This window comes from Streptomyces sp. PL-25 (genome assembly GCF_058344915.1).
On sequence record NZ_CP136997.1, the window covers coordinates 1725836 to 1747421 of the forward strand.

Genomic DNA, 21586 nt, shown 5'->3' on the forward strand with positions numbered 1-21586 from the left:
GGACGGTGTCCGGGCCGGCCCGCGGGCTGGTCGTCCTTCCGGGGTCCGAGCCTAGGAAGGACGACCGGCCCGCGCATCGTCGTCAGGGACCAGACGGGGACCAGTCAGGGCCCAGCCGGGTCGTACGCCCCTGGTACTACGCCCCCGAGCGCACCGCCGTCTCCTCCGGCTCGCCGGGCTCCCCCTGCTCCGCCCGCTCCCCCGTCCGCCCGGCCTCGCGGACGCGCAGCGCCCGTGCCAGGTCGTCGAGCTGGTCGTCGAGCTTGCGGCGCAGGGCCGGGATCGGGTCGTCCTCGCGCAGGCAGGCCCGGCCCAGGCGCAGGTGCTCGGCGTCGACGGCGTGGGCGGGGAAGGCGTAGCGTCCGGCGGCCGCGGCGATGGCGGGACCGCGGCGGGCGGAGAGGGCGACGGCGTCCGCGTAGTAGCGGGCCACGTACGGGGCGACGAGGTCGGCCTGTTCGGGCTGCCAGAAGCCCTGGGCGGTGGCGGTGAACAGGTAGTTGGAGAGGTCGTCGGAGGCGAACATCGCCTCCCAGGCGGCCCGCTTGGCGTCCGGGTCGGGCAGCGCGGCGCGGCAGCGGGCGGCGCCCTCCCGGCCGCTGGCGGACGGGTCGCGCTCCAGTTCGGCGGCGATGGCGGACTCGTCGGTGGCGCCGAGGACGGCGAGCCGGGCGAGGACGCGCCAGCGCAGCTCGGGGTCGAGTTCGGGGCCGCCGGGGACGGTGCCGTCGGCGAGCCAGGCGGCGATGGTGTCGGGGTGGGCGGCGACGTCGATGAAGTGGCGTACGGCGATGAGGCGCAGGCCGGGGTGGTCGCCGTCCTCGGTGCGGCGGATCAGGTCGCGGCACACGGAGGCGAGCGTGGCGAGGGCGGCGGGCCGCTGCTCGGGGGCGAGGCAGCGGTCGGCGATGTGGACGCGGGCGAAGGAGAGCACGGCCTCGACGAGGGCGAGGTCGCTCTCGCGCGGCAGGTGGGCGCGCGCGGTCTCCAGATAGACGCCGGGGGCCAGTTCGCCGTCGCGCACGGCGTCGCGCAGGGCGTTCCAGACGACGGTGCGGCTCAGCGGGTCGGGCAGGCCCGACAGGTTCTCGCGGACGGTGCGGAAGGACTCGGCGTCGAAGCGGATCTTGGCGTAGGTGAGGTCGCCGTCGTTGAGGAGGAGCAGCGCGGGGCGCGGGCCGCCGGTGCTGATGCCGGCGTCGCCGGTGGCGGGCACGTCGGCTTCCACGCGGGTGCGCAGGGTCAGCCGGCCGGCGTCGTGGAGGTCGTGGTCGTAGACGCCGACGGTGATGCGGTGCGGTCGGCTGCCGCCGCCGGGCGCGAGGCTCCCGGCGTGCTTCGTGCCGTCCCGGTCCTCGGCGGGATCGGGCGCGGACCAGGTTCCGGAGCTGCCCCGGTGCGCGATGTCGAGGTGCCAGGCGCCGTGGTCGGCGCGCACGGTGGGGACGAGGGTGTCGACGCCGGTGGTGCGCAGCCATGCCTGGGCCCAGGCGTGGACGTCGCGGTCGGTGGCGGAGGCCAGCGAGTCGATGAAGTCGGCGAGGGTGGCGTTGCCGAACCGGTGGCGCCGGAAGTGGGTGTTGATGCCGGCGAGGAAGTCCTTCTCGCCGAGCCAGGCGACGAGCTGGCGCAGCGCGGAGGCGCCCTTGGCGTAGGAGATGCCGTCGAAGTTCAGCAGCGCGGAGGCGGTGTCGTCGACGGCCTCGGGGGCGACGGGGTGGGTGGAGGGGCGCTGGTCGGCGTCGTAGCCCCAGGACTTGCGGGAGAGGCCGAACTCGGTCCAGGTGCCGGTGAAGCGGGTGGCCTCGGCGGTGGTCTGGTAGCCCATGTACTCGGCGAAGGACTCGTTGAGCCAGATGTCGTCCCACCACCGCAGGGTGACGAGGTCGCCGAACCACATGTGGGCCATCTCGTGGGCGATGACCATGGCGCGGGTCTGCCGCTCGGTGTCGGTGACGGCGGAGCGGTAGACGAACTCGTCGCGGAAGGTGACGAGGCCGGGGTTCTCCATGGCGCCCGCGTTGAACTCGGGGACGAACGCCTGGTCGTAGGAGTCGAAGGGGTAGGGCTCCTCGAACTTCTCGTGGTAGCGGTCGAAGCAGGCGCGGGTGACGTCGAGGATCTCGTCGGCGTCGGCGTCCAGGTGGGGGGCGAGGGAGCGGCGGCAGTGGATGCCGAAGGGCAGACCGCGGTGTTCGGTGCGCACCGAGTGCCAGGGGCCGGCGGCGACGGCGACGAGGTAGGTGGACAGCGGCGGGGTGGTGGCGGCCTTCCAGGCGCCGCCGCCGGTGTGTTCGGCGATGCCGTTGGTGAGGACGGTCCAGCCCTCGGGGGCCTTGACGGTGAGATCGAAGACGGCCTTGAGGTCGGGCTGGTCGAAGGCGGCGAAGACGCGCTGCACGTCCTCCATGAACAGCTGGGTGTAGACGTAGGTCTCGCCGTCGGAGGGGTCGGTGAAGCGGTGCATGCCCTCGCCGGTGCGGGAGTAGCGCATGGCGGCGTCGACGCGCAGTTCGTGCTCGCCGGGGGCGAGGTCCGTCAGCGGCAGGCGGTTCCCGTCGAGGCGGGCCGGGTCGAGGGGCTGTCCGTCGAGGGTGGCGGAGCGCAGTTCGGCGGGCTTGAGCTCGACGAAGGTGTCCGTGCCGTCCTGGCCGGTGCGTACGGAGAACCGGATCAGGGTGCGGGAGTCGAAGGTCTCCTCCCCGACGGTCAGGTCGAGGTCGACGTGGTAGTGGTGGACATCGAGGAGCTGGGCACGGGTCTGCGCTTCGTCGCGCGTGAGTACGGACATGCACGCCATGCTGCCCGATGGCGGGGGCGGGGCACGAGGGGGTTCGGGAGACGGGTCGGGCCGGGGTGCCGGGCAAGGGGGGGTGCCCTCACGCGCGCCGGGCGGGTGCCGGCGCGCGCCGGGGCGGCTGGGCGGGGGCGCGGACGGCGGGCGACGGGCCCTTCCGAGGCCGCTACGCCCGATACGCCCCTCCTCCGGGCCTTCCCGGACCTTCTCCGGGCCTTCCCGGGCCTTCCCCCGGGACCTTCCCCGAGCGCTTCCGGATCAGCCGGACCAGACAGATCAGACAGATCAGACGGACCAGTCCGAGTCGGCCCGGACCCGTCCGAGTCGGCCCGGGGCGGTCCGAACCAGTGCGGGCCGGCCTAGGCCGGCCCAGGTCAGCTCGTCGGTGCCGGCCGGTCGCCCGCGGAGTCCTCCGCGATGCGCTCGTGGTGGCGGATCACCTCGGCGATGATGAAGTTGAGGAACTTCTCCGCGAAGGCCGGGTCGAGTTTGGCGTCCTCGGCGAGGGCGCGCAGCCGGGCGATCTGGCGGGACTCGCGGCCCGGATCGGCGGGCGGCAGCTGGTGGGCGGCCTTGAGGTGGCCGACCTGCTGGGTCGCCTTGAACCGCTCGGCGAGCATGTGGACGACGGCCGCGTCGATGTTGTCGATGCTGTCGCGCAGCCGGGCGAGTTCCCGGCGGACCGCGGGGTCGACGTCACCGTTACCGGTGCTGCTGGTGCTCATGGGGGGCAAGCCTAGTCAACCCCGCCGGGTGGCCCGCGCCTTGATCAGGTGGAGCCGGGGGTCCGGTCCTACAGTGGGAGGCAGCGGGAAGAGGTGTCCGGTCGGCTCTGGGGGTGCGGACGTGGCGAACGGCGGGCCGGTCGAGCACGGCTTCCCGCATCTGGAGACGGTGCGGGCCGCGATCACGGCGCTGTACCGGCGGCTGTCGTACGAGACCGTCCGGACGTTCGCGACGAGCGTGGCCCCGGCGGACGTGGCGTTCGCCGACACCGACGACCTGCATCTGGGCGCCCAGCGGGTGGCCCATGAGTTGGTGCGGCACTACGGGCTGCCGGACGCCCGCCTGATCGTCGGCTTCCGGGAGATGACGCACGCGGCGAACGTGGAGCTGACGGCGGGCCCCGAGTACTTCGTGGAGCTGAACGACCGGTTCCGTACGCACCGCCGGGACATCGGCGCGGCCCTGGCGCACGAGGTGATGCACGTCTATCTGCACCGCCTGGACCTGTCCTTCCCGCGCACCCGGGACAACGAGATCCTCACGGACACGGCGGCGACGTACCTGGGCGCGGGCTGGCTGCTGCTGGACGCCTTCCGGGAGGACGGCGCCTCCTCGCAGAAGCTCGGCTATCTGACGCCGGAGGAGTTCGGCTACGTCCTGGCCAAGCGGGCGCTGCTGTTCGGCGAGGATCCCTCGACGTGGTTCACCAGCGCGCAGGGTTATGAGGCGTATGTGAAGGGGCGGGCGCGGGCGGCCGGTGACGCGCGGCGGCCGCCGCTGACGGCCGCGGGCTGGACGGGCCGGCGCCGGTACGCGCGCGACCGGCGGCACGCCCAGGAGCACGGCCCGCCGCCGGCCGGGGACGCGGACGTGCCGTACGCGTTCTCGGCGGGCGGGACGGAGCCGCTGCGGGTGTCGTTCCCGTGCCCGACCTGCCTCCAGCGGATCCGGGTGCCGGTGCGGGGCCGGGTCAGGGCGCGGTGCGGGCTGTGCCGGACGGTGCTGGAGTGCGACACATGAGGCGCGGGGCTGCGGATGCGCACGTGACGTCCTTCACAGGGTGCGATGCGGCGTCCGACCTCCTGTGACCGCGTGATCTCTTATCGTCACTGCCATGACGATCACCGAGGTTTTCCGTATCGGCGGCGATGTGGAGGTGCGCCGGATCGGTTTCGGCGCCATGCGTCTGGCGGACACGGAGCTTGAGCGCTCCCGTGCGGCCGCGCCGGTGTGGCGGGGGCCCGCGGACCGGGCCACGGCGCTGGAGGTGCTGCGCACGGCGGCCGAGTCGGGGGTGGACCTGTTCGACACGGCGGACGCCTACGCGCTGGGCGCCAACGAGGAGTTACTCGCCCAGGCGCTGCACCCGTACCGCGACGGCGTGGCCCTGGCCACCAAGACGGGGGTGCTGCGGCCGAGCGCGGCGGAGTGGATCCCGCACGGGCATCCGGCGTATCTGCGCCAGCAGGCCGAGCTGAGTCTGCGGCGGCTGCGCACCGACCGCATCGATCTGCTCCAGTTGCACCGCATCGACCCGGGGTATCCGCTGGCGGACCAGATCGGCGCGCTGCGGCAGCTCCAGGAGGAGGGCAAGGTGCGGCACATCGGGCTGTCGGAGGTGACGGTCGCGCAGCTGACGGCCGCCTCCGCCGTCGCCCCCATCGCGAGTGTGCAGAACATGTACAACCTGGCGGAGCGCGGCCATGACCCGGTGGTGGACCACACCGCCCGTCTGGGCATCGCGTTCCTGCCGTACTTCCCGGTGGCCCGGGGCGCGCACGCGGCGGACGGCGGTGCGCTGGCCGCGGTCGCGGACGAACTGGGCGCGACCCGGGCGCAGGTCGCCCTGGCCTGGCTGCTGCACCGCTCCCCCAACGTGATCCCCATTCCGGGGACGTCCTCGGCGGCGCACGCGGCGGAGAACGCGGGCGCCCTGCGGCTGTCCCTGACCGAGGAGCAGGTCCGCCGGATCGGCGCGGGCGTGCCCGTGTGACGTGCCGCGCGGCGCGGGCGGCCGGTCTCAGTCCCGTACGATCCCCGCGGCGCGGGCCGCCGCGAGCCACTGCGGGAACTCGCCGACGAGCCGGTCGTACAGCTCCTCGTCGGACATCCTGCGCGGGTCGCGGCCGGCCGGGAAGAAGCCCGCGTTGTCGACGGCGCGCCGCGCGGGCACGGCGAGTTCGTCGAGCCGGCGCAGGAAGTCGAACTGCCGGCTGCGGGCGTTGCCGAAGCCGATGAACTGCCAGAAGAGCGGGAGCTTCGCGGCCTTGCACAGATGGCGTTCGGCGGCGGCCTTGCTGGAGGGGCCGCCGTCCGTCTGGAAGACCACCAGGGCGGGGTCGGTGGCGCCGCAGTCGAGGTAGTGGTCGATGACGGCGTCCATGGCGACGTCGTAGTGGGTGCGGCCCATGTGGCCGAGACCGGCCGCGACGCGCTGGACGCTGCCCTCGTGGTCGGCGAGGGCGATCTCGGTGACGGCGTCGACGCCGGTGGAGAAGAACACCACCGGGACGCGGCCGTCGTCGTCGAGATGGGCGGCCAGGCCCAGCACCCGGTCGGCGAGGGCCTGCACGCTGCCGTCGCGGTAGTACGGGCTCATGGAGCCGGAGTGGTCCAGGACGAGGTAGACGGCGGCCCGCTGACCGGTGAGGCCGTGCTTGGTGAGGGAGACCCCCGCGCTCTTGTAGAGGCTGACCAGCGCGGGCGCCGTCTCCTCCACCTTGCTCAGACTGATCGCGGCCATGTGTCCCGCGCCTCCCCCGTGTCCCGTGTGTCCCGCTCATCAGGACGCCGGGCGGGGCCGCGCGGTTTCGGACATGTGACGGCGCCTGCCCTGTTGTCCGGTCGGGGACGGGCGGGCAGGCGCCGACGGTGTTCCGTACGCCGTTGTACGGGACGTCTGTGTCGGCCGCGCGTCAGACCATGAGCGAGCGGTCCGTCGGGCGGATCGGGGCCGGCAGGTCGCTGGCGCCCGTCAGGTGGCGGTCGGCGCCGCGGGCGGCCGAGCGGCCCTCCGCGATCGCCCATACGATGAGCGACTGGCCGCGGCCCGCGTCACCGGCCACGAACACGCCGGGCACGTTGGTCTGGAAGTCGGCGTCGCGGGCGATGTTACCCCGTTCGTCGAGCTCCAGGCCGAACTGCTCGACCAGGCCGTTGTCCCGGTCGGTGCCGGTGAAGCCCATGGCGAGGGTGACCAGCTGGGCCGGGATCTTGCGTTCGGTGCCCGGCTTCTGGGTGAGCTTGCCGTCGGTGAACTCGACCTCGGCCAGGTGCAGCCACTGTACGTTGCCGTCCTCGTCGCCCTCGAAGTGGGTCGTGGAGGCGGAGTAGATCCGCTCGCCGCCCTCCTCGTGGGCCGAGGTGACCTTGTAGAGGACCGGGAAGGTGGGCCAGGGCTGGCCGACCGGGTGCCGCTCCTCGTTGGGGCGGGGCATGATCTCCAGCTGGGTGACGGAGGCCGCGCCCTGGCGGTGGGCGGTGCCCACGCAGTCCGCGCCGGTGTCGCCGCCGCCGATGACGACGACGTGCTTGCCGGCGGCCGAGATCGGCGGGCTGACGTAGTCGCCCTCCTGGACCTTGTTGGCCAGCGGCAGGTACTCCATCGCCTGGTGGACGCCCCTGAGCTCGCGGCCCGGGACGGACAGGTCGCGGGCGGTGGTGGCACCGGCGGCGATGACGACGGCGTCGTAGCGCTTCTTCAGGGCGGTGGCCGAGATGTCGCGGCCGACCTCGACGCCGGTACGGAAGCGGGTGCCCTCCGCGCGCATCTGCTCGATACGGCGGTTGATGTGCCGCTTCTCCATCTTGAACTCGGGGATGCCGTACCGCAGCAGGCCGCCGATGCGGTCGGCGCGCTCGTAGACGGCGACGGTGTGGCCGGCCCGGGTGAGCTGCTGGGCGGCGGCCAGTCCGGCCGGGCCCGAGCCGATGACGGCGACGGTCTTGCCGGACAGGCGCTCGGGGATCTGCGGGGCGACGTCCCCGGTCTCCCACGCCTTGTCGATGATGGAGACCTCGACGTTCTTGATGGTGACCGGCTGCTGGTTGATGCCGAGCACGCACGCCGACTCGCAGGGGGCCGGGCAGAGGCGGCCGGTGAACTCCGGGAAGTTGTTGGTCGCGTGCAGCCGCTCCTGGGCGGCGGCCCAGTCCCCGCGGTAGGCGTAGTCGTTCCACTCGGGGATGAGGTTCCCGAGCGGGCAGCCGTTGTGGCAGAACGGGATGCCGCAGTCCATGCACCGGCTGGCCTGCTTGCTGATGATCGGCAGCAGGGAGCCGGGGACGTAGACCTCGCTCCAGTCCTTGACGCGCTCCTCGACCGGGCGGGAGGTGGCGACCTCGCGGCCGTGGTTCAGAAAGCCCTTCGGATCAGCCATTGATCGCCGCCTCCATCATCTTCTCGGTGATCTCGGTCTCGGACAGACCGTCTCGCTCGGCGGCGTCCTTGGCGGCGAGCACTGCCTTGTACGTACGGGGGATGATCTTGCTGAAGCGGGCGGCGGCGGCCGGCCAGTCGGCGAGCAGCTTCGCGGCGACCGTGGAGCCGGTCTCCTCGGCGTGCCGGCGCACCACGTCGTGCAGCCACCGCAGGTCGGTCTCGTCCGGCGCCTCGACGGCGTCCAGGTTGCCGGCGTTGACGTGGTCGCGGTCCAGGTCGATCACGTAGGCGACGCCGCCGGACATGCCGGCCGCGAAGTTGCGGCCGGTCTCGCCGAGGACCACCGCGTGGCCGCCGGTCATGTACTCGCAGCCGTGGTCGCCCACGCCCTCGGAGACGACCAGCGCGCCGGAGTTGCGGACGCAGAAGCGCTCACCGGTGCGGCCGCGCAGGAACATCTCGCCGCCGGTGGCGCCGTAGGCGAGGGTGTTGCCCGCGATGACGCTGTACTCGGCGAGGTGGTCGGCGGCGCGGTCGGGGCGGACGACGATCCGGCCGCCGGACAGGCCCTTGCCGACGTAGTCGTTGGCGTCGCCCTCCAGGCGCAGGGTGATGCCGCGCGGCAGGAAGGCGCCGAAGGACTGGCCCGCGGAGCCGGTGAAGGTGATGTCGACGGTGTCGTCGGGCAGCCCGGCGCCGCCGAACTTCTTGGTCACCTCGTGGCCGAGCATGGTGCCGACGGTGCGGTTGATGTTGCGGATGGCGACCTGGGCGCGCACCGGCTGGGCGTCGGCCGCGGAGCCGGCGGCCAGGGCGTCGGCGGCGAGCCGGATCAGCTCGTTGTCGAGGGCCTTCTCCAGGCCGTGGTCCTGGGCGGTCACCCGGTGGCGGGCGGCGCCCTCGGGCAGTTCGGGCACGTGGAACAGCGGTGCCAGGTCCAGGCCCTGCGCCTTCCAGTGGTCGACGGCGCGGGTGACGTCGAGGATCTCGGCGTGGCCGACGGCCTCCTCGATGGAGCGGAAGCCCAGCTCGGCGAGGAGTTCGCGGACCTCCTCGGCGATGAACTTGAAGAAGTTCACCACGTACTCGGCCTTGCCGGCGAAGCGGTCGCGCAGCACCGGGTTCTGGGTGGCGATGCCGACGGGGCAGGTGTCCAGGTGGCAGACGCGCATCATGACGCAGCCGGAGACGACGAGCGGCGCGGTGGCGAAACCGAACTCCTCGGCGCCCAGCAGCGCGGCGATGACGACGTCGCGGCCGGTCTTGAGCTGGCCGTCGGTCTGGACGACGATCCGGTCGCGCAGGCCGTTGAGCAGCAGGGTCTGCTGGGTCTCGGCCAGGCCCAGCTCCCAGGGGCCGCCCGCGTGCTTGAGCGAGGTCAGCGGGGAGGCGCCGGTGCCGCCGTCGTGGCCGGAGATCAGCACGACGTCCGCGTGGGCCTTGGACACACCGGCCGCGACCGTGCCGACGCCGACCTCGGAGACCAGCTTCACATGGATGCGGGCGGCCGGGTTGGCGTTCTTGAGGTCGTGGATCAGCTGGGCCAGGTCCTCGATGGAGTAGATGTCGTGGTGCGGCGGCGGGGAGATCAGGCCGACGCCGGGCGTCGAGTGCCGGGTCTTGGCCACCCACGGGTACACCTTGTGGCCGGGCAGCTGGCCGCCCTCGCCGGGCTTGGCGCCCTGGGCCATCTTGATCTGGATGTCGTCGGAGTTGACCAGGTACTCGCTGGTCACGCCGAAGCGGCCGGAGGCGACCTGCTTGATGGACGAGCGGCGCGCCGGGTCGTACAGGCGCTCGGCGTCCTCGCCGCCCTCACCGGTGTTGGACTTGCCGCCCAGCTGGTTCATGGCGATGGCGAGGGTCTCGTGCGCCTCCTGGGAGATGGAGCCGTACGACATGGCGCCGGTGGAGAAGCGCTTGACGATCTCGGAGACCGGCTCGACCTCCTCGACGGGGATCGGCGCCCGGCCGGAAGTGCCGTTCTCGTCCGTCTTCAGGGCGAACAGGCCGCGCAGCGTCATCAGCCGCTCGGACTGCTCGTTCACGCGGTCGGTGTACTTCTTGAAGATGTCGTAGCGGCCCGAACGCGTGGAGTGCTGGAGGCGGAAGACGGTCTCCGGGTCGAACAGGTGCGGTTCGCCCTCGCGGCGCCACTGGTACTCGCCGCCGATGTCCAGCGCGCGGTGCGCGGGCGCGATGCCGGAGGCCGGGTAGGCCTTGGCGTGGCGGGCGGCGACCTCCCGGGCGATGACGTCGATGCCGACGCCGCCGATCTTGGTGGTGGTGCCGTTGAAGTACTTCTCGACGAAGCCCTCGTCCAGGCCGACGGCCTCGAAGACCTGGGCGCCGCGGTAGGAGGCGACGGTGGAGATGCCCATCTTGGACATGACCTTGAGGACGCCCTTGCCGAGGGCGTGGATCAGGTTGCGGATGGCCTGCTCGGACTCCATGCCGGGCAGGAAGGTGCCGGCCCGGACCAGGTCCTCGACGGACTCCATCGCCAGGTACGGGTTGACGGCGGCGGCGCCGTAGCCGATGAGCAGGGCGACGTGGTGGACCTCGCGGACGTCGCCGGCCTCGACCAGCAGGCCCACGTGGGTGCGCTGCTTGGTGCGGATGAGGTGGTGGTGGACGGCCGCGGTGAGCAGCAGCGACGGGATGGGCGCGTGCTCGGCGTCGGAGTGCCGGTCGGACAGGACGATCAGCCGGGCGCCGTTGTCGATGGCGGCGTCGGCCTCGGCGCAGATCTCGTCGATGCGGGCGGCCAGCGCCTGGCCGCCGCCGGAGACCCGGTACAGACCGGAGAGGGTCGCGGCCTTGAAGCCGGGCATGTCGCCGTCGGCGTTGATGTGGATGAGCTTGGCCAGCTCGTCGTTGTCGATCACCGGGAAGGGCAGGACGACGCTGCGGCAGGAGGCCGCGGTGGGCTCCAGCAGGTTGCCCTGCGGGCCGAGCGAGCTGCGCAGCGAGGTGACCAGTTCCTCGCGGATGGCGTCCAGCGGCGGGTTGGTGACCTGCGCGAACAGCTGGGTGAAGTAGTCGAAGAGCAGCCGCGGGCGCTCGGAGAGGGCCGCGATGGGGCTGTCGGTGCCCATGGAGCCGATCGGCTCGGCGGCGGCCTTGGCCATCGGCGCGAGGATGACGCGCAGCTCTTCCTCGGTGTAGCCGAAGGTCTGCTGGCGGCGGGTGACCGAGGCGTGGGTGTGCACGATGTGCTCGCGCTCGGGCAGGTCGCCCAGCTCGATCTCGCCGGCCTCCAGCCACTCGGCGTACGGATTCTCCGCGGCGAGGGACGCCTTGATCTCGTCGTCCTCGATGATGCGGTGCTCGGCGGTGTCCACGAGGAACATGCGGCCGGGCTGGAGGCGGCCCTTGCGCACGACGCGGGCCGGGTCGATGTCGAGGACGCCGACCTCGGAGCCGAGGACGACGAGGCCGTCGTCGGTGACCCAGTAGCGGCCGGGGCGCAGGCCGTTGCGGTCGAGCACGGCGCCGACCTGGGTGCCGTCGGTGAAGGTGACGCAGGCCGGGCCGTCCCAGGGCTCCATCATCGTGGAGTGGTACTCGTAGAAGGCGCGGCGGGCCGGGTCCATGGAGGCGTGGTTCTCCCAGGCCTCGGGGATCATCATCAGCACCGCGTGCGGCAGGGAGCGGCCGCCCAGGTGCAGCAGTTCCAGCACCTCGTCGAAGGAGGCGGAGTCGGAGGCGTCGGGCGTGCAGACCGGGAAGATCCGGTCGATCGCCTTGTCCCGGCCGCCGAACAGCCCGGAGTGCAGCCGGGACTCGCGGGCGCGCATCCAGTTGCGGTTGCCCTTGACGGTGTTGATCTCGCCGTTGTGGGCGACGAACCGGTAGGGGTGGGCGAGCGGCCAGCTCGGGAAGGTGTTGGTGGAGAAGCGAGAGTGGACGAGGGCGACGGCCGAGGCGAAGCGGCGGTCGGACAGGTCCGGGAAGAACGGCTCCAGCTGGCCGGTGGTGAGCATCCCCTTGTAGACGAGGGTGCGGGAGGACAGCGAGGGGAAGTAGACGCCCGCCTCGCGCTCGGCGCGCTTGCGCAGCACGAACGCCCTGCGGTCCAGGGCGATGCCCTCGCTGGTGCCGTCGCCGACGAAGAGCTGGCGGAAGACGGGCATGGTGGAGCGGGCGGTGGCGCCGAGGAGCGCGGGGGCGACGGGGACCTCGCGCCAGCCGAGGACGGTCAGGCCCTCGTCGGCGGCGATCGTCTCGATCTGTGAGACGGCCTCGGCGATGCCGTCCTCGGGCAGGAAGGCGATGCCCACGGCGTAGGCGCCGGCGGCGGGCAGTTCGAATCCGGCCACTTCGCGCAGGAACGCGTCGGGCACCTGGGAGAGGATGCCGGCGCCGTCGCCCGAGTCGGGCTCGGAACCGGTGGCGCCGCGGTGCTCCAGGTTGCGCAGGACGGTGAGCGCCTGCTCGACCAGCGCATGGCTCGCCTCGCCGGTGAGGGTGGCCACGAAGCCGACGCCGCAGGCGTCGTGCTCGTTGCGGGGGTCGTACATACCCTGCGCAGCAGGGCGAGCATCCATGAACGACCAGTTTCGGCCGTTCGTGGAGTGCTGGGACGGCTGGCGCGGCGTACGCATCGGCTCTCCCGTCGTCGTCATCTGGCATGTGCTGGTGCCGAGGGACGACGTTGGCCCTCTGCTGGAAGTGCGAAATTTCGTGCAGGTTACATGATGGAGCGGGTCCCGGAAAGTGGATACTTCGTTCCAGCATGCGGACACCGCAGGGTCGGCGGCGGGGTCTCCGCACCCGGCGGTGGAGGTCTCGACTGGGGGTCTGCGGGGCGGGATCGGTCGGATCCCCGTCCGTCGGCCGGACCCGGGAGGCGGGGTGGGCGGCGGCGCGCCCGCCCCAGGGGGTGTGCTCCGGGCCTCTTTGCCCACAGCGCTTACGGCTCATGCCCGGTGGTCACACGCTCGAAACCAGCGGGAAACGGTTACTTATGCAGTGAAGGGCATAAGTTCCGGTGACGTCATCCTACGGCCGTTCCGAACGCGATGCCCAGGGCGTACGTCACACCGGCGGCGGCACCACCCAGGGCAAGCTGCCGCAAACCGCTGTACCACCAGCTCCGCGCGGTCACCTTGGCCACCACCGCGCCGCACCCGAAGAGCCCGGCCAGGGCGAGCAGCACGGCGGGCCACAGCGCGTCGGCACCGAGCAGATAGGGCAGCAGCGGCAGCAGCGCGCCCAGCGCGAACGAGCCGAACGAGGAGACCGCGGCGACCAGCGGCGAGGGCAGGTCGCCCGGGTCGATGCCCAGCTCCTCGCGGGCGTGGATCTCCAGGGCCTGCTCCGGGTCCTGGGAGAGCTGGCGGGCCACCTCGCGCGCCAGCTCGGGCTGGACGCCCCGCGCCATGTAGAGGCCGGCCAGCTCGTCCTCCTCGTCCTGCGGGTGCTTGCGCAGCTCACGCCGCTCGACGTCCAGCTCGGCCTGGACCAGCTCCCGCTGGGAGGCGACGGAGGTGTACTCGCCGGCCGCCATGGAGAAGGCACCGGCGGCCAGACCGGCGAACCCGGTGAGGACGATGGTGTGGTGGCTCACCGCGCCGCCCGCGACACCGGTCATCAGGGCCAGGTTGGAGACCAGGCCGTCCATCGCCCCGAACACCGCCGGGCGCAGCCAGCCGCCGTTCACATCGCGGTGCGTGTGGTTGTCGCGGTGCGCCTCGTGCAGGGTCGCTTCGGTGTCGAGGATGGCCATGAGAGTCCCCCAGAATGCTTAGGCAAGGCTTGCTTTTGGACTGGTTCTACTTTTCGACAACGCCGAATCTACGCCCCGGCATTCCGCTCCGCCAGCAAGGAAAGGCTGAGCTAACCTGCGGCTTTACCTGACTTTGCTCATCCGTGCGAGACCCTGCCCAGATGTCGTACGGGTGACAGCGGGCCGCTCCAGGCTGCGGCCTGGCCGCCGCCGGGGGACACATGCCCAGAGGGCCCACAGGGTTCCGCGCCCTTCGCCGGGCGCCGTGGAGAGGAGAGCCCGCGATGGCATCGACCGACGGCGTCCCCCCGGCCCGCGTGTGCGACCGGGCACGCGGCGCGCTGCTCGGCCTCGCCGTCGGGGACGCCCTCGGCGCGCCCGCGGAGAATCTCAGACCCTCCGAGATCCGCGCCCGCTGGGGCCGGATCACCGGCTACGTCGCCGCCCGCCCGGCCGGGACCGACGACACCGAGTACGCCCTCTTCAGCGGGCTGCTGCTCGCCCGGCACGGCTCCGCGCTCACCCCCGCGCACGTGGAGGCCGCCTGGCACGAGCACATCGCCGTCCGCGCCGAGGGCCCCTTCCGCGGCGCGGGCTTCAGCGAGCGCGGCACCCTGGAGAACCTCCGCCGGGGCCTGGCCGCGCCCGTCTCCGCCCAGCACCGGCACGCCTGGAGCGACGGGCTGGCGATGCGGGCGGCGCCCTTCGGGGTGTTCGCCGCCGGGCGCCCCGCCGAGGCGGCCCGCCTGGTGGCGGTCGACGGCTCGGTCAGCCACGAGGGCGAGGGCATCCACGGCGGCCGGGCCGTGGCGGCGGGGGTGGCGGCGGCCATGGCGGGCGCGCCGCCGGTCGCGGTCGTGGCCGCCGCGCTGGCCGTCGTACCGGACGACTCCTGGACGGCCCGCTCGCTGCGCCGGGCGGCGGCCGCCGCCCACCGCGGCGAACGCGCGATCCGCTCCGCCGTCGTCATCGCCGGCTACCCCTGGTCCGACCTGGCCCCCGAGGCGGTCGCCCTCGCCTTCGGCGCGTACGCCGCCGCCGACGGCGACTTCCGCGACGCCGTCCTCACCGCCGTCAACATGGGCCGCGACGCCGACACCACGGCCGCGGTCGCGGGCGCCCTGGCCGGCGCGACCCAGGGCGTGGCCGCCGTCCCCGAGGACTGGGCGGCGGCCATCGGCCCGGCCCGCGGCACCTGCCTGCCCTCGGTGGCGGGCCGGCACGTACTGGAGGTGGCGGACCTCCTGGTGGCACGGGCGGTGATCGATCCGGGCGACGGAGGGGGTGCGGGGCCGGGTGGCGGGACGGGGCTGAACGCCGGAGCGGGGGCGGGTGCCGGTGCGGGGCTGGACATCGGTGCGGGGCTGGGTGTCGGTGCGGGTCAGCGCGCCGGGACGGGACCAGGTGCCGGAGCCGGTACGAGCCTGAGCATCGGCACAGGCCAGGACACCGGGACAGGCCCGGACACCGGTACAAGCCAGCACGCCACCGCGGGACCAAGCGCCGGAGCCGGTGCCAGCCTGAGCATCGGCACCGGCCAGCACACCGGGACAGGCCCGGACACCGGTACAGGCCAGCACGCCACCGCGGGCCCAGGTGCCCGGAACGGCCCGGGTTCCGGATGCGGTTCGAGCGTCGGAGGAGGTTCGAGCACCGGAGACGGCGCGGGGGGCACAAGCGGTCCGAGGGCCGGAAACGGTACGGGCCGGGGCCCGGGGCCCGTACCCGTGCGCCCCGCGCGGGCCGCGCCCGCCCCTTCGGCGCCTCCCGCCCCTTCCGCGCCCCCCGCTCCGGTGGGCCGCCTTCTCACCGGCCCGGTACGCCCCGGCGCCACGGCCGGGCTCCCGGGGCACGGACCCGCCCTGCCCGCGCACGACACCCGCTCCCCCGCGGCCGCGCCCGCGCGGGAGGCCCGTTCCGCACCCGCGCGCCCCGCGCCCGCCCCGCCCAGGTGCCCCGCCGAGCCGGACCCGGGCCCCGGCGAACCGCCCCGCGCGCCCGAGGCGGTGCCCGTGCCGGGGCCGCTCGCCGGGGCCGGCGCGTACGCGCTGACCGTCGACGAGGGCGAGGCGGGGCAGTGAGCGGGCGGCGGGTCGAGGGGCTGCTGCTGGGGCTCGCGGCGGGGGACGCGGCCGGCTGGCCGGCCGCGCGGCACCGGGCGGCCCGGATGCCGGAGTGGACCCGGCGGCTCACCCGCGAGCTGGACACCTTCGCCGAGGAGAACGCGACGACCACGCTGCCCGTGCCCGTGGCGCTGAACCAGTCCCCCGAACCGCTGCGCCTGGGCCCCTCCGACGACGCCGAGTGGGCGGTGTTCGCGGCGGAGGCCGTGCTGCGGGCCGGGGACGACGGCGCGCTCGGCGACCTCAGCCGGGACCGCCGGACCCGCGCCGCGATCGACCTCACCTGGAACGCCGTGGCGGCCGAGGTCGCCGCCGCGGCCGGACGCGCCGCCGAGATCGAGTCGGCGGTGCTGCCGCTGCGCGCCCGCATCTCCGTCCGGGCGGGCCTCGGCAACCTGGCCACCGGGCTGCGCCCGCCCGCCACCGGCCACGACAACCCGCACTACTTCGACGACGCCGCCTGCGTACGGGCCTGCGCCCTGGCCGTGGCCCACCCCGGCGACCCCGGGCGCGCCGCCGCCCTGGCCGAGTTCGACGCCCGCTACACCCAGGACGGCGACGGCGTGCACGGCGCCCGCGCGATGGCCGCCGCGCTCTCCCTGGCCCTCGCCGGGCGGGGCACCGACGCCTGCGTGTCGGCCGCGCTCGCCGAACTCCCCGACGGCACCGAGATCGGCCGCAACGCACGGCACGCGCTGAAGCTGGCCGCGGACTGCGCGGACGCGTTCGCGCTGGTACCGCTGTTGGAGCACGAGATCGTGGACCACGTCTACAGCTACGGCGTCGCCGCCGCCGAGACCGTCCCGGTGGCGCTCGCCCTGGCCACGGCGGCGGACGGCCGGATCGCGCGGGCGCTGCCCGCCGCCGCCTGCCTGTCCCGGGTCGCCGACTCCGCCCCCGCCCTGACGGGCGCGCTCACCGGCGCGCTGGAGGGCGCGGCGGCGATCCCCGGGCCCTGGCGGGACGCCTGCCGCACCCTGTCCGGCTGTGTGCTGCCCCGCCTCACCGGCACCGACCTCGTGGAACTCGCCGGACTCCTGGAAGCCGTACAACCGGCCCCGCCAGGAGGATGATTCGGGGCATGACGCCCAGAGAAGAAGAAACCGCCGATCCGGGAGCGAGTCTGGACGAGCGGATCACCGGTGCCCTGGTCGGCGCCGCCGTCGGCGACGCGCTCGGCGGACCCGTCGAGGGCTACTCCCCCGAGCAGATCGCCGAGCGGCACGGCGGCCGGGTGCACGGGATCGTCGGCCCCTGGCACGGCGACGCCTGGTCCACCGCCCGCCCCCTCGCGCCGTACCACAAGGGCGACGGCCACGTCACCGACGACACCCTGATGACCCACGCGCTGGTACGGGTGTACGCCCGGGTCCGCGACCACCTCGACGCCTACGCCGTCGCGGACCACCTGGTCCCCGACCTGATGACCAACCCGCGCTGGATCCCCGAGCTGGAGCGCGAGGCGCTGCCGCTGCACCGGGTGTTCCTGGCGGAGAAGTGGCTGGTCACGCGGCTGCACTACGGCCACGCCGACCCGCGTGAGGCGGGCGTCGGCAACATCGTCAACTGCGGTGCCGCGATGTACATGGCGCCGGTCGGCCTGGTCAACGCGGGCGACCCGCGGGCCGCGTACGCGGAGGCCCTGGACGTCGCGGGCGCCCACCAGTCCTCCTACGGCCGGGAGGCGGCGGGCGTGCTCGCGGCCGGGGTGGCGGCGGCCTGCTCGCCGGGAGCGAGTGCCGAGTCGGTCGTGTCGGCCTGTCTGTCCCTGGCCGAGGACGGCACCCGGGCGGCGATCGAGGACGTCTGCGCGGCGGCCCGCCGCTGCCCGGACATCGAGTCGGCGCTCGGCGCGCTGCGCGCGGCGGTGGCCCCGTACGACACGGTCGGCCCGGACTACCGCAGCCCCTCGCTGGGCGCGCGCCGCCCGTCCCGGCTGCACGCGATCGAGGAACTGCCCGTCGCGCTGGGCCTGCTGCTGGTGGCGCGCGGCGACTACCGGCGGGCCGTCCTCGGCGCGGTGAACTACGGCCGCGACTGCGACTCCATCGCCGCCATGGCCGGGGCGCTGGCCGGTGCGCTGGGCTCCCCGGTGCCCGAGGACTGGGCGAAGGCGGTGGCCGAGGCCAGCCGCCTGGACCTGTGGGAGCCCGCGCGCACGCTGACCGCGGTGGCGCGCGAGGTCTTCGCCGAGGACGTACGCCGACGGCGGGCGCACGAGCGGGCGTTCGCCCTGCTGGGAGGTGCGGGATGCTCCGACTGACCTGGGTGCAGCCGGAGGATCTGCTCGGTCACGAGCTGCGCCAGGCGGCCCAGGACGGCCGCGAACCGGCGGCGGTGGCCGCGCGGTGGCGGGCGGCGGGCGGCCCCGACGCCCCGGCGCGCGCCGGGGCCTCGCCGGAGCCCGTCTCGCGCTATCTGCGGCTGCTGGCCGAGGACCTGCTGGACGAACTGGCCGAGCTGCCCAGCCGGCTGGCCGAGGCGGAGCCCACCGACCCGGACGCGATCAGGGAGCTGTGCCCCGGCTGGCCGGGCCGTGTCGCTCCGCGCCCCAGGGCCGTGCCCGCCGTCGAACGCTTCGAGGCCGCCTGGCTGGGCCGGGCCGCGGGCTGCCTGCTGGGCAAGCCGGTGGAGAAGATCCCGCTCCAGGGCATCCGGGAGCTCGCGCGCGCCACCGGGAACTGGCCGCTGAGCACCTGGTTCACCGCCCGGGGCGTGCCTGAGGACCTGGCCGCCGCCCACCCCTGGAACCGCCGCTCGGCGGCCACCTGCCTCGCCGAGAACATCGACGGCATGCCCGAGGACGACGACCTGGACCACCCGCTGCTCGGTCTGCTCCTGCTGCGCCGCCACGGCCGCGGCTTCACCACCGCCGACCTCGCCCGCCTGTGGCTGGACGAGCTGCCCGCCGGCCGCACCTTCACCGCCGAGCGCGTCGCCTACCGCAATCTGCTGCTCGGCATCGAACCGCCGCGCACCGCCCGCCACCGCAACCCGTTCCGCGAGTGGATCGGCGGCCTCATCCGCGCCGACGTGCACGGCTGGACCAACGCGGGCGATCCGGGGGCCGCCGCGGAGCAGGCGTACCGGGACGCCGCCCTCACCCACACCGGGAACGGCGTCTACGCCGCGATGTTCGCCGCCGCCGTGATCGCCGCCGCCGCGAGCGGCGCCCACGACGTGCACGCCTGCCTGGCCACCGGGCTGCGGGTGGTGCCGCCCGGCTCCCGGCTGGCCCGCGCGGTGCGGTACGCGGTCCGGCTGGCCGGCGCCCACGCGGACTTCGACACCGTCGTGGACGAACTGCACACGGCGCACGCCGGGTACCACTGGGTGCACGCCGTGCCGAACACCGCGCTGATCGCCGCCGCCCTCACCCATGCCGACGGCGACTTCACCGGCTCCATCTGCCGGGTGGTGTCGGGCGGCTGGGACACCGACTCCAACGGCGCCACCGCCGGATCGGTCGCTGGGCTGCTCGCCGGGTCCCCCGCCGCGCTCCCCGACCGCTGGACCGCCCCGCTCAAGAACCGGCTCGCCACCACCGTCGCCGACTTCGACGGCACCGGCTTCGACGCGCTGGCCCGGCTCACCCACCAGGAGGCGTCCCGCCCATGACGCCCGACCCCGATGCCACCGAGGCGCACGCCACGGTCCCGCCGGACACCGCGCCGCCGCACACCGACCCGCCAGACACCGACTCGCCGCACACCGACCCGTCGGACACCGCGCCGCCGCTCACCGGACTGCGCGTCCTGGACCTCGCCACGCTGTTCGCCGGGCCCATCGCGGCCATGATGCTCGGCGACTTCGGCGCCGAGGTCATCAAGGTCGAGCATCCGGCCAGGCCCGACCCCGCCCGGGGCCACGGCCCGGCGAAGAACGGCGTCGGCCTGTGGTGGAAGCTGCTCGGCCGCAACAAGCGCGCCGTCACCCTGGACCTGTCCCGCCCCGGCGGCCGGGCCACCCTGCTGTTGCTCGCCGCGACCGCCGACGTGATCGTGGAGAACTTCCGCCCCGGCACCCTGGAGCGCTGGGAGCTGGGCTGGCCGGAGCTCTCGGCGGCCAACCCGCGCCTGGTGCTCGCCCGGGTCACCGGCTTCGGCCAGTTCGGCCCGTACGCGTCCCGGCCCGGCTTCGGCACCCTGGCGGAGGCGATGAGCGGCTTCGCCGCGATCACCGGCGAGCCGGACGCGCCGCCCACGCTGCCGCCCTTCGGGCTCGCCGACTCCATCGCCGGGCTGGCCACGGCGTACGCCGTGCTGACCGCGCTGGCGGCCCGCGAGCGCACCGGCCGGGGGCAGATCGTCGACATGGCGATCATCGAACCCATCCTGACCGTGCTGGGTCCACAGCCCCTCTGGTACGACCAGCTCGGCTACGTCCAGCCGCGCACCGGCAACCGCACCCAGAACAACGCCCCGCGCAACACCTACCGCACCGCGGACGGCACCTGGGTGGCGGTCTCCGCCTCGGCGCAGTCGGTGGCCGAGCGCGTGCTGCGCCTGGTGGGGCGCCCGGAACTGATCGCCGAGCCGTGGTTCGCGACCGGTTCCGGGCGGGCGGCGCACGCCGACCTCCTCGACGAGGCGGTCGGCGGCTGGATCGCCCGGCACACCCGCACCGAGGTCATGGCCGCCTTCGAGAAGGCCCAGGCCGCCATCGCGCCGATCCAGGACGTCCGGGACGTGGTCGCCGACCCGCAGTACCAGGCGCTGGGCACCCTCACCACCCTGTTCGACCCGGAGCTGGGCCGGATGCGCATGCAGAACGTGCTGTTCCGGCTCTCCGACACCCCGGGCGCGATCCGCTGGGCGGGGCGGCCGCACGGCGCCGACACCGAGGCGGTCCTGGCCGAGCTGGGCCTCACCCCGGAGGAAGTGGCCGCGCTGCGCGCGGAGGGCGTCCTGTGACGGTCACCGCCGCCTTCCCGCTGACCTGGCTCTACGCCCCCGGCGACCGCCCGCGGGTGGTCGCCAAGGCCCTCGCCTGCGGGGCCGACGTGGTCGTGGTCGACCTGGAGGACGCGGTCGCCCCGGACCGCAAGGAGTACGCCCGCGCCGCCACCGCGGAACTCCTGACCGAGCCGCCGCCGGTCCCCGTCCATGTGCGGGTCAACGCCCTGGACGGGCCGCTGGCCGCCGCCGATCTGGCCGCCGTCGCCGCCCGGCCGGGCCTGGCCGGGCTGCGGCTGCCCAAGGTGACGTCGGCGGAGCAGGTGGTGCGGATCGCGCGGCGGACCGAGCACGGCGGCGCACCGGACGGCGCGGGCGGCACCGGGCACGGCGCGGGGCCGCCGCTGTACGCGCTGCTGGAGAACGCCCTCGCCGTCGAGCAGGCGTACGCCATCGCCTCGGCGCACCCGTCCCTGCGCGGTGTCTCGATCGGCGAGGCCGACCTCCGCGCCGACCTCGGGGTGCGCCAGGACACCGGGCTCGACTGGTGCCGGGCCCGGGTCGTCGTCGCCGCGCGCGCGGCGGGACTGGCCCCGCCCGCCCAGTCCGTGCACCCCGACATCCGCGATCTGGAGGGGCTGGCGGCCTCCTGCGCGCACGGCCGCTCGCTGGGCTTCCTCGGCCGGGCGGCCATCCACCCCCGGCAGCTCCCCATCATCGAGCGCGCCTATCTGCCGACCGACCGCGAACTGGAGGAGGCCGAGACCGTCGTCAAGGCGGCCACCATGGACCCGGGCGCGCAGGCCCTCGCGGACGGCCGTTTCATCGACGCGGCGGTGGTCGCGGCGGCGCGGCGCACCCTGGCGCTGGCCCGCCGATGCTGATCCCGCGGATGCTGCTCCCGCGGCTGCCGGTCCCGCGCACGCGAAGGGC

14 protein-coding genes and 1 pseudogene are annotated in these 21586 nt (G+C 74.3%); 9 read left to right on the forward strand and 6 right to left on the reverse strand.

The window, feature by feature from the left end:
- Positions 1-136: 136 nt before the first annotated feature.
- Positions 137-2800: an aminopeptidase N gene (gene pepN, locus R4Z62_RS07675; protein WP_491519400.1), complete on the reverse strand. Its 2664-nt coding sequence runs from the start codon at positions 2798-2800 to the stop codon at positions 137-139.
- Between the two features lie 371 nt (positions 2801-3171).
- On the reverse strand, positions 3172-3522 hold the full coding sequence (locus R4Z62_RS07680) for a chorismate mutase (protein WP_064532427.1): 351 nt from the start codon (positions 3520-3522) through the stop codon (positions 3172-3174).
- A gap of 121 nt (positions 3523-3643) precedes the next feature.
- Here R4Z62_RS07680 and R4Z62_RS07685 point away from each other — a divergent pair, with 121 nt between their 5' ends.
- Together R4Z62_RS07685 and R4Z62_RS07690 are read left to right on the forward strand one after the other, a co-directional pair.
- Complete coding sequence (locus tag R4Z62_RS07685; protein WP_064532429.1) at positions 3644-4543, forward strand: hypothetical protein; 900 nt, start codon at positions 3644-3646, stop codon at positions 4541-4543.
- 94 nt (positions 4544-4637) lie between these two features.
- Positions 4638-5516, forward strand: a complete 879-nt coding sequence (locus R4Z62_RS07690; RefSeq protein ID WP_491519401.1) for an aldo/keto reductase — start codon at positions 4638-4640, stop codon at positions 5514-5516.
- Between the two features lie 27 nt (positions 5517-5543).
- Here the strand turns inward: R4Z62_RS07690 and R4Z62_RS07695 are convergent, their stop codons facing one another.
- The 3 genes from R4Z62_RS07695 to gltB form a co-directional block, all read right to left on the reverse strand.
- The gene (locus tag R4Z62_RS07695; protein ID WP_037893637.1) at positions 5544-6266 is read right to left on the reverse strand and encodes a vWA domain-containing protein; all 723 of its coding nucleotides are present in this window, start codon (positions 6264-6266) and stop codon (positions 5544-5546) included.
- 172 nt (positions 6267-6438) lie between these two features.
- Entirely contained in the window at positions 6439-7902 is a 1464-nt protein-coding gene (locus R4Z62_RS07700; RefSeq protein ID WP_491519402.1) for a glutamate synthase subunit beta, read from the reverse strand.
- Positions 7895-12427, reverse strand: coding sequence for a glutamate synthase large subunit (gene gltB, locus R4Z62_RS07705; protein WP_491521849.1), 4533 nt, complete (start codon positions 12425-12427; stop codon positions 7895-7897). Before gltB ends, R4Z62_RS07700 begins: the two co-directional genes overlap by 8 nt.
- A 25-nt stretch (positions 12428-12452) precedes the next feature.
- Here gltB and R4Z62_RS07710 point away from each other — a divergent pair, with 25 nt between their 5' ends.
- Positions 12453-12605, forward strand: coding sequence for a hypothetical protein (locus R4Z62_RS07710; RefSeq protein WP_398334170.1), 153 nt, complete (start codon positions 12453-12455; stop codon positions 12603-12605).
- A gap of 298 nt (positions 12606-12903) precedes the next feature.
- On the opposite strand, the gene R4Z62_RS07715 is transcribed toward R4Z62_RS07710, so the two are convergent.
- Positions 12904-13635: a VIT1/CCC1 transporter family protein gene (locus R4Z62_RS07715; protein WP_064532443.1), complete on the reverse strand. Its 732-nt coding sequence runs from the start codon at positions 13633-13635 to the stop codon at positions 12904-12906.
- A gap of 284 nt (positions 13636-13919) precedes the next feature.
- Between R4Z62_RS07715 and R4Z62_RS07720 the strand changes: the two are divergent.
- The 6 genes and pseudogenes from R4Z62_RS07720 to R4Z62_RS07745 form a co-directional block, all read left to right on the forward strand.
- A pseudogene (locus tag R4Z62_RS07720) lies at positions 13920-14924 on the forward strand (ADP-ribosylglycohydrolase family protein); the annotation flags it as partial.
- A gap of 788 nt (positions 14925-15712) precedes the next feature.
- Positions 15713-16831 carry an ADP-ribosylglycohydrolase family protein gene (locus R4Z62_RS07725; RefSeq protein WP_491519403.1) on the forward strand — a complete coding sequence of 373 codons (1119 nt, stop codon included), beginning with the start codon at positions 15713-15715 and terminating at the stop codon, positions 16829-16831.
- Positions 16832-16839: 8 nt separating this feature from the next.
- A complete protein-coding gene (locus R4Z62_RS07730; RefSeq protein WP_491519404.1) occupies positions 16840-18021 on the forward strand; it encodes an ADP-ribosylglycohydrolase family protein in 1182 nt (393 codons plus the stop codon).
- A complete protein-coding gene (locus R4Z62_RS07735) occupies positions 18009-19376 on the forward strand; it encodes an ADP-ribosylglycohydrolase family protein (RefSeq protein WP_491519405.1) in 1368 nt (455 codons plus the stop codon). The genes R4Z62_RS07730 and R4Z62_RS07735 overlap by 13 nt, the downstream gene beginning before the upstream one ends.
- The gene (locus R4Z62_RS07740) at positions 19373-20671 is read left to right on the forward strand and encodes a CaiB/BaiF CoA transferase family protein (protein WP_491519406.1); all 1299 of its coding nucleotides are present in this window, start codon (positions 19373-19375) and stop codon (positions 20669-20671) included. The genes R4Z62_RS07735 and R4Z62_RS07740 overlap by 4 nt, the downstream gene beginning before the upstream one ends.
- Positions 20668-21537: an HpcH/HpaI aldolase/citrate lyase family protein gene (locus R4Z62_RS07745; RefSeq protein ID WP_064532454.1), complete on the forward strand. Its 870-nt coding sequence runs from the start codon at positions 20668-20670 to the stop codon at positions 21535-21537. The genes R4Z62_RS07740 and R4Z62_RS07745 overlap by 4 nt, the downstream gene beginning before the upstream one ends.
- The last annotated feature ends 49 nt before the right edge of the window (positions 21538-21586 follow it).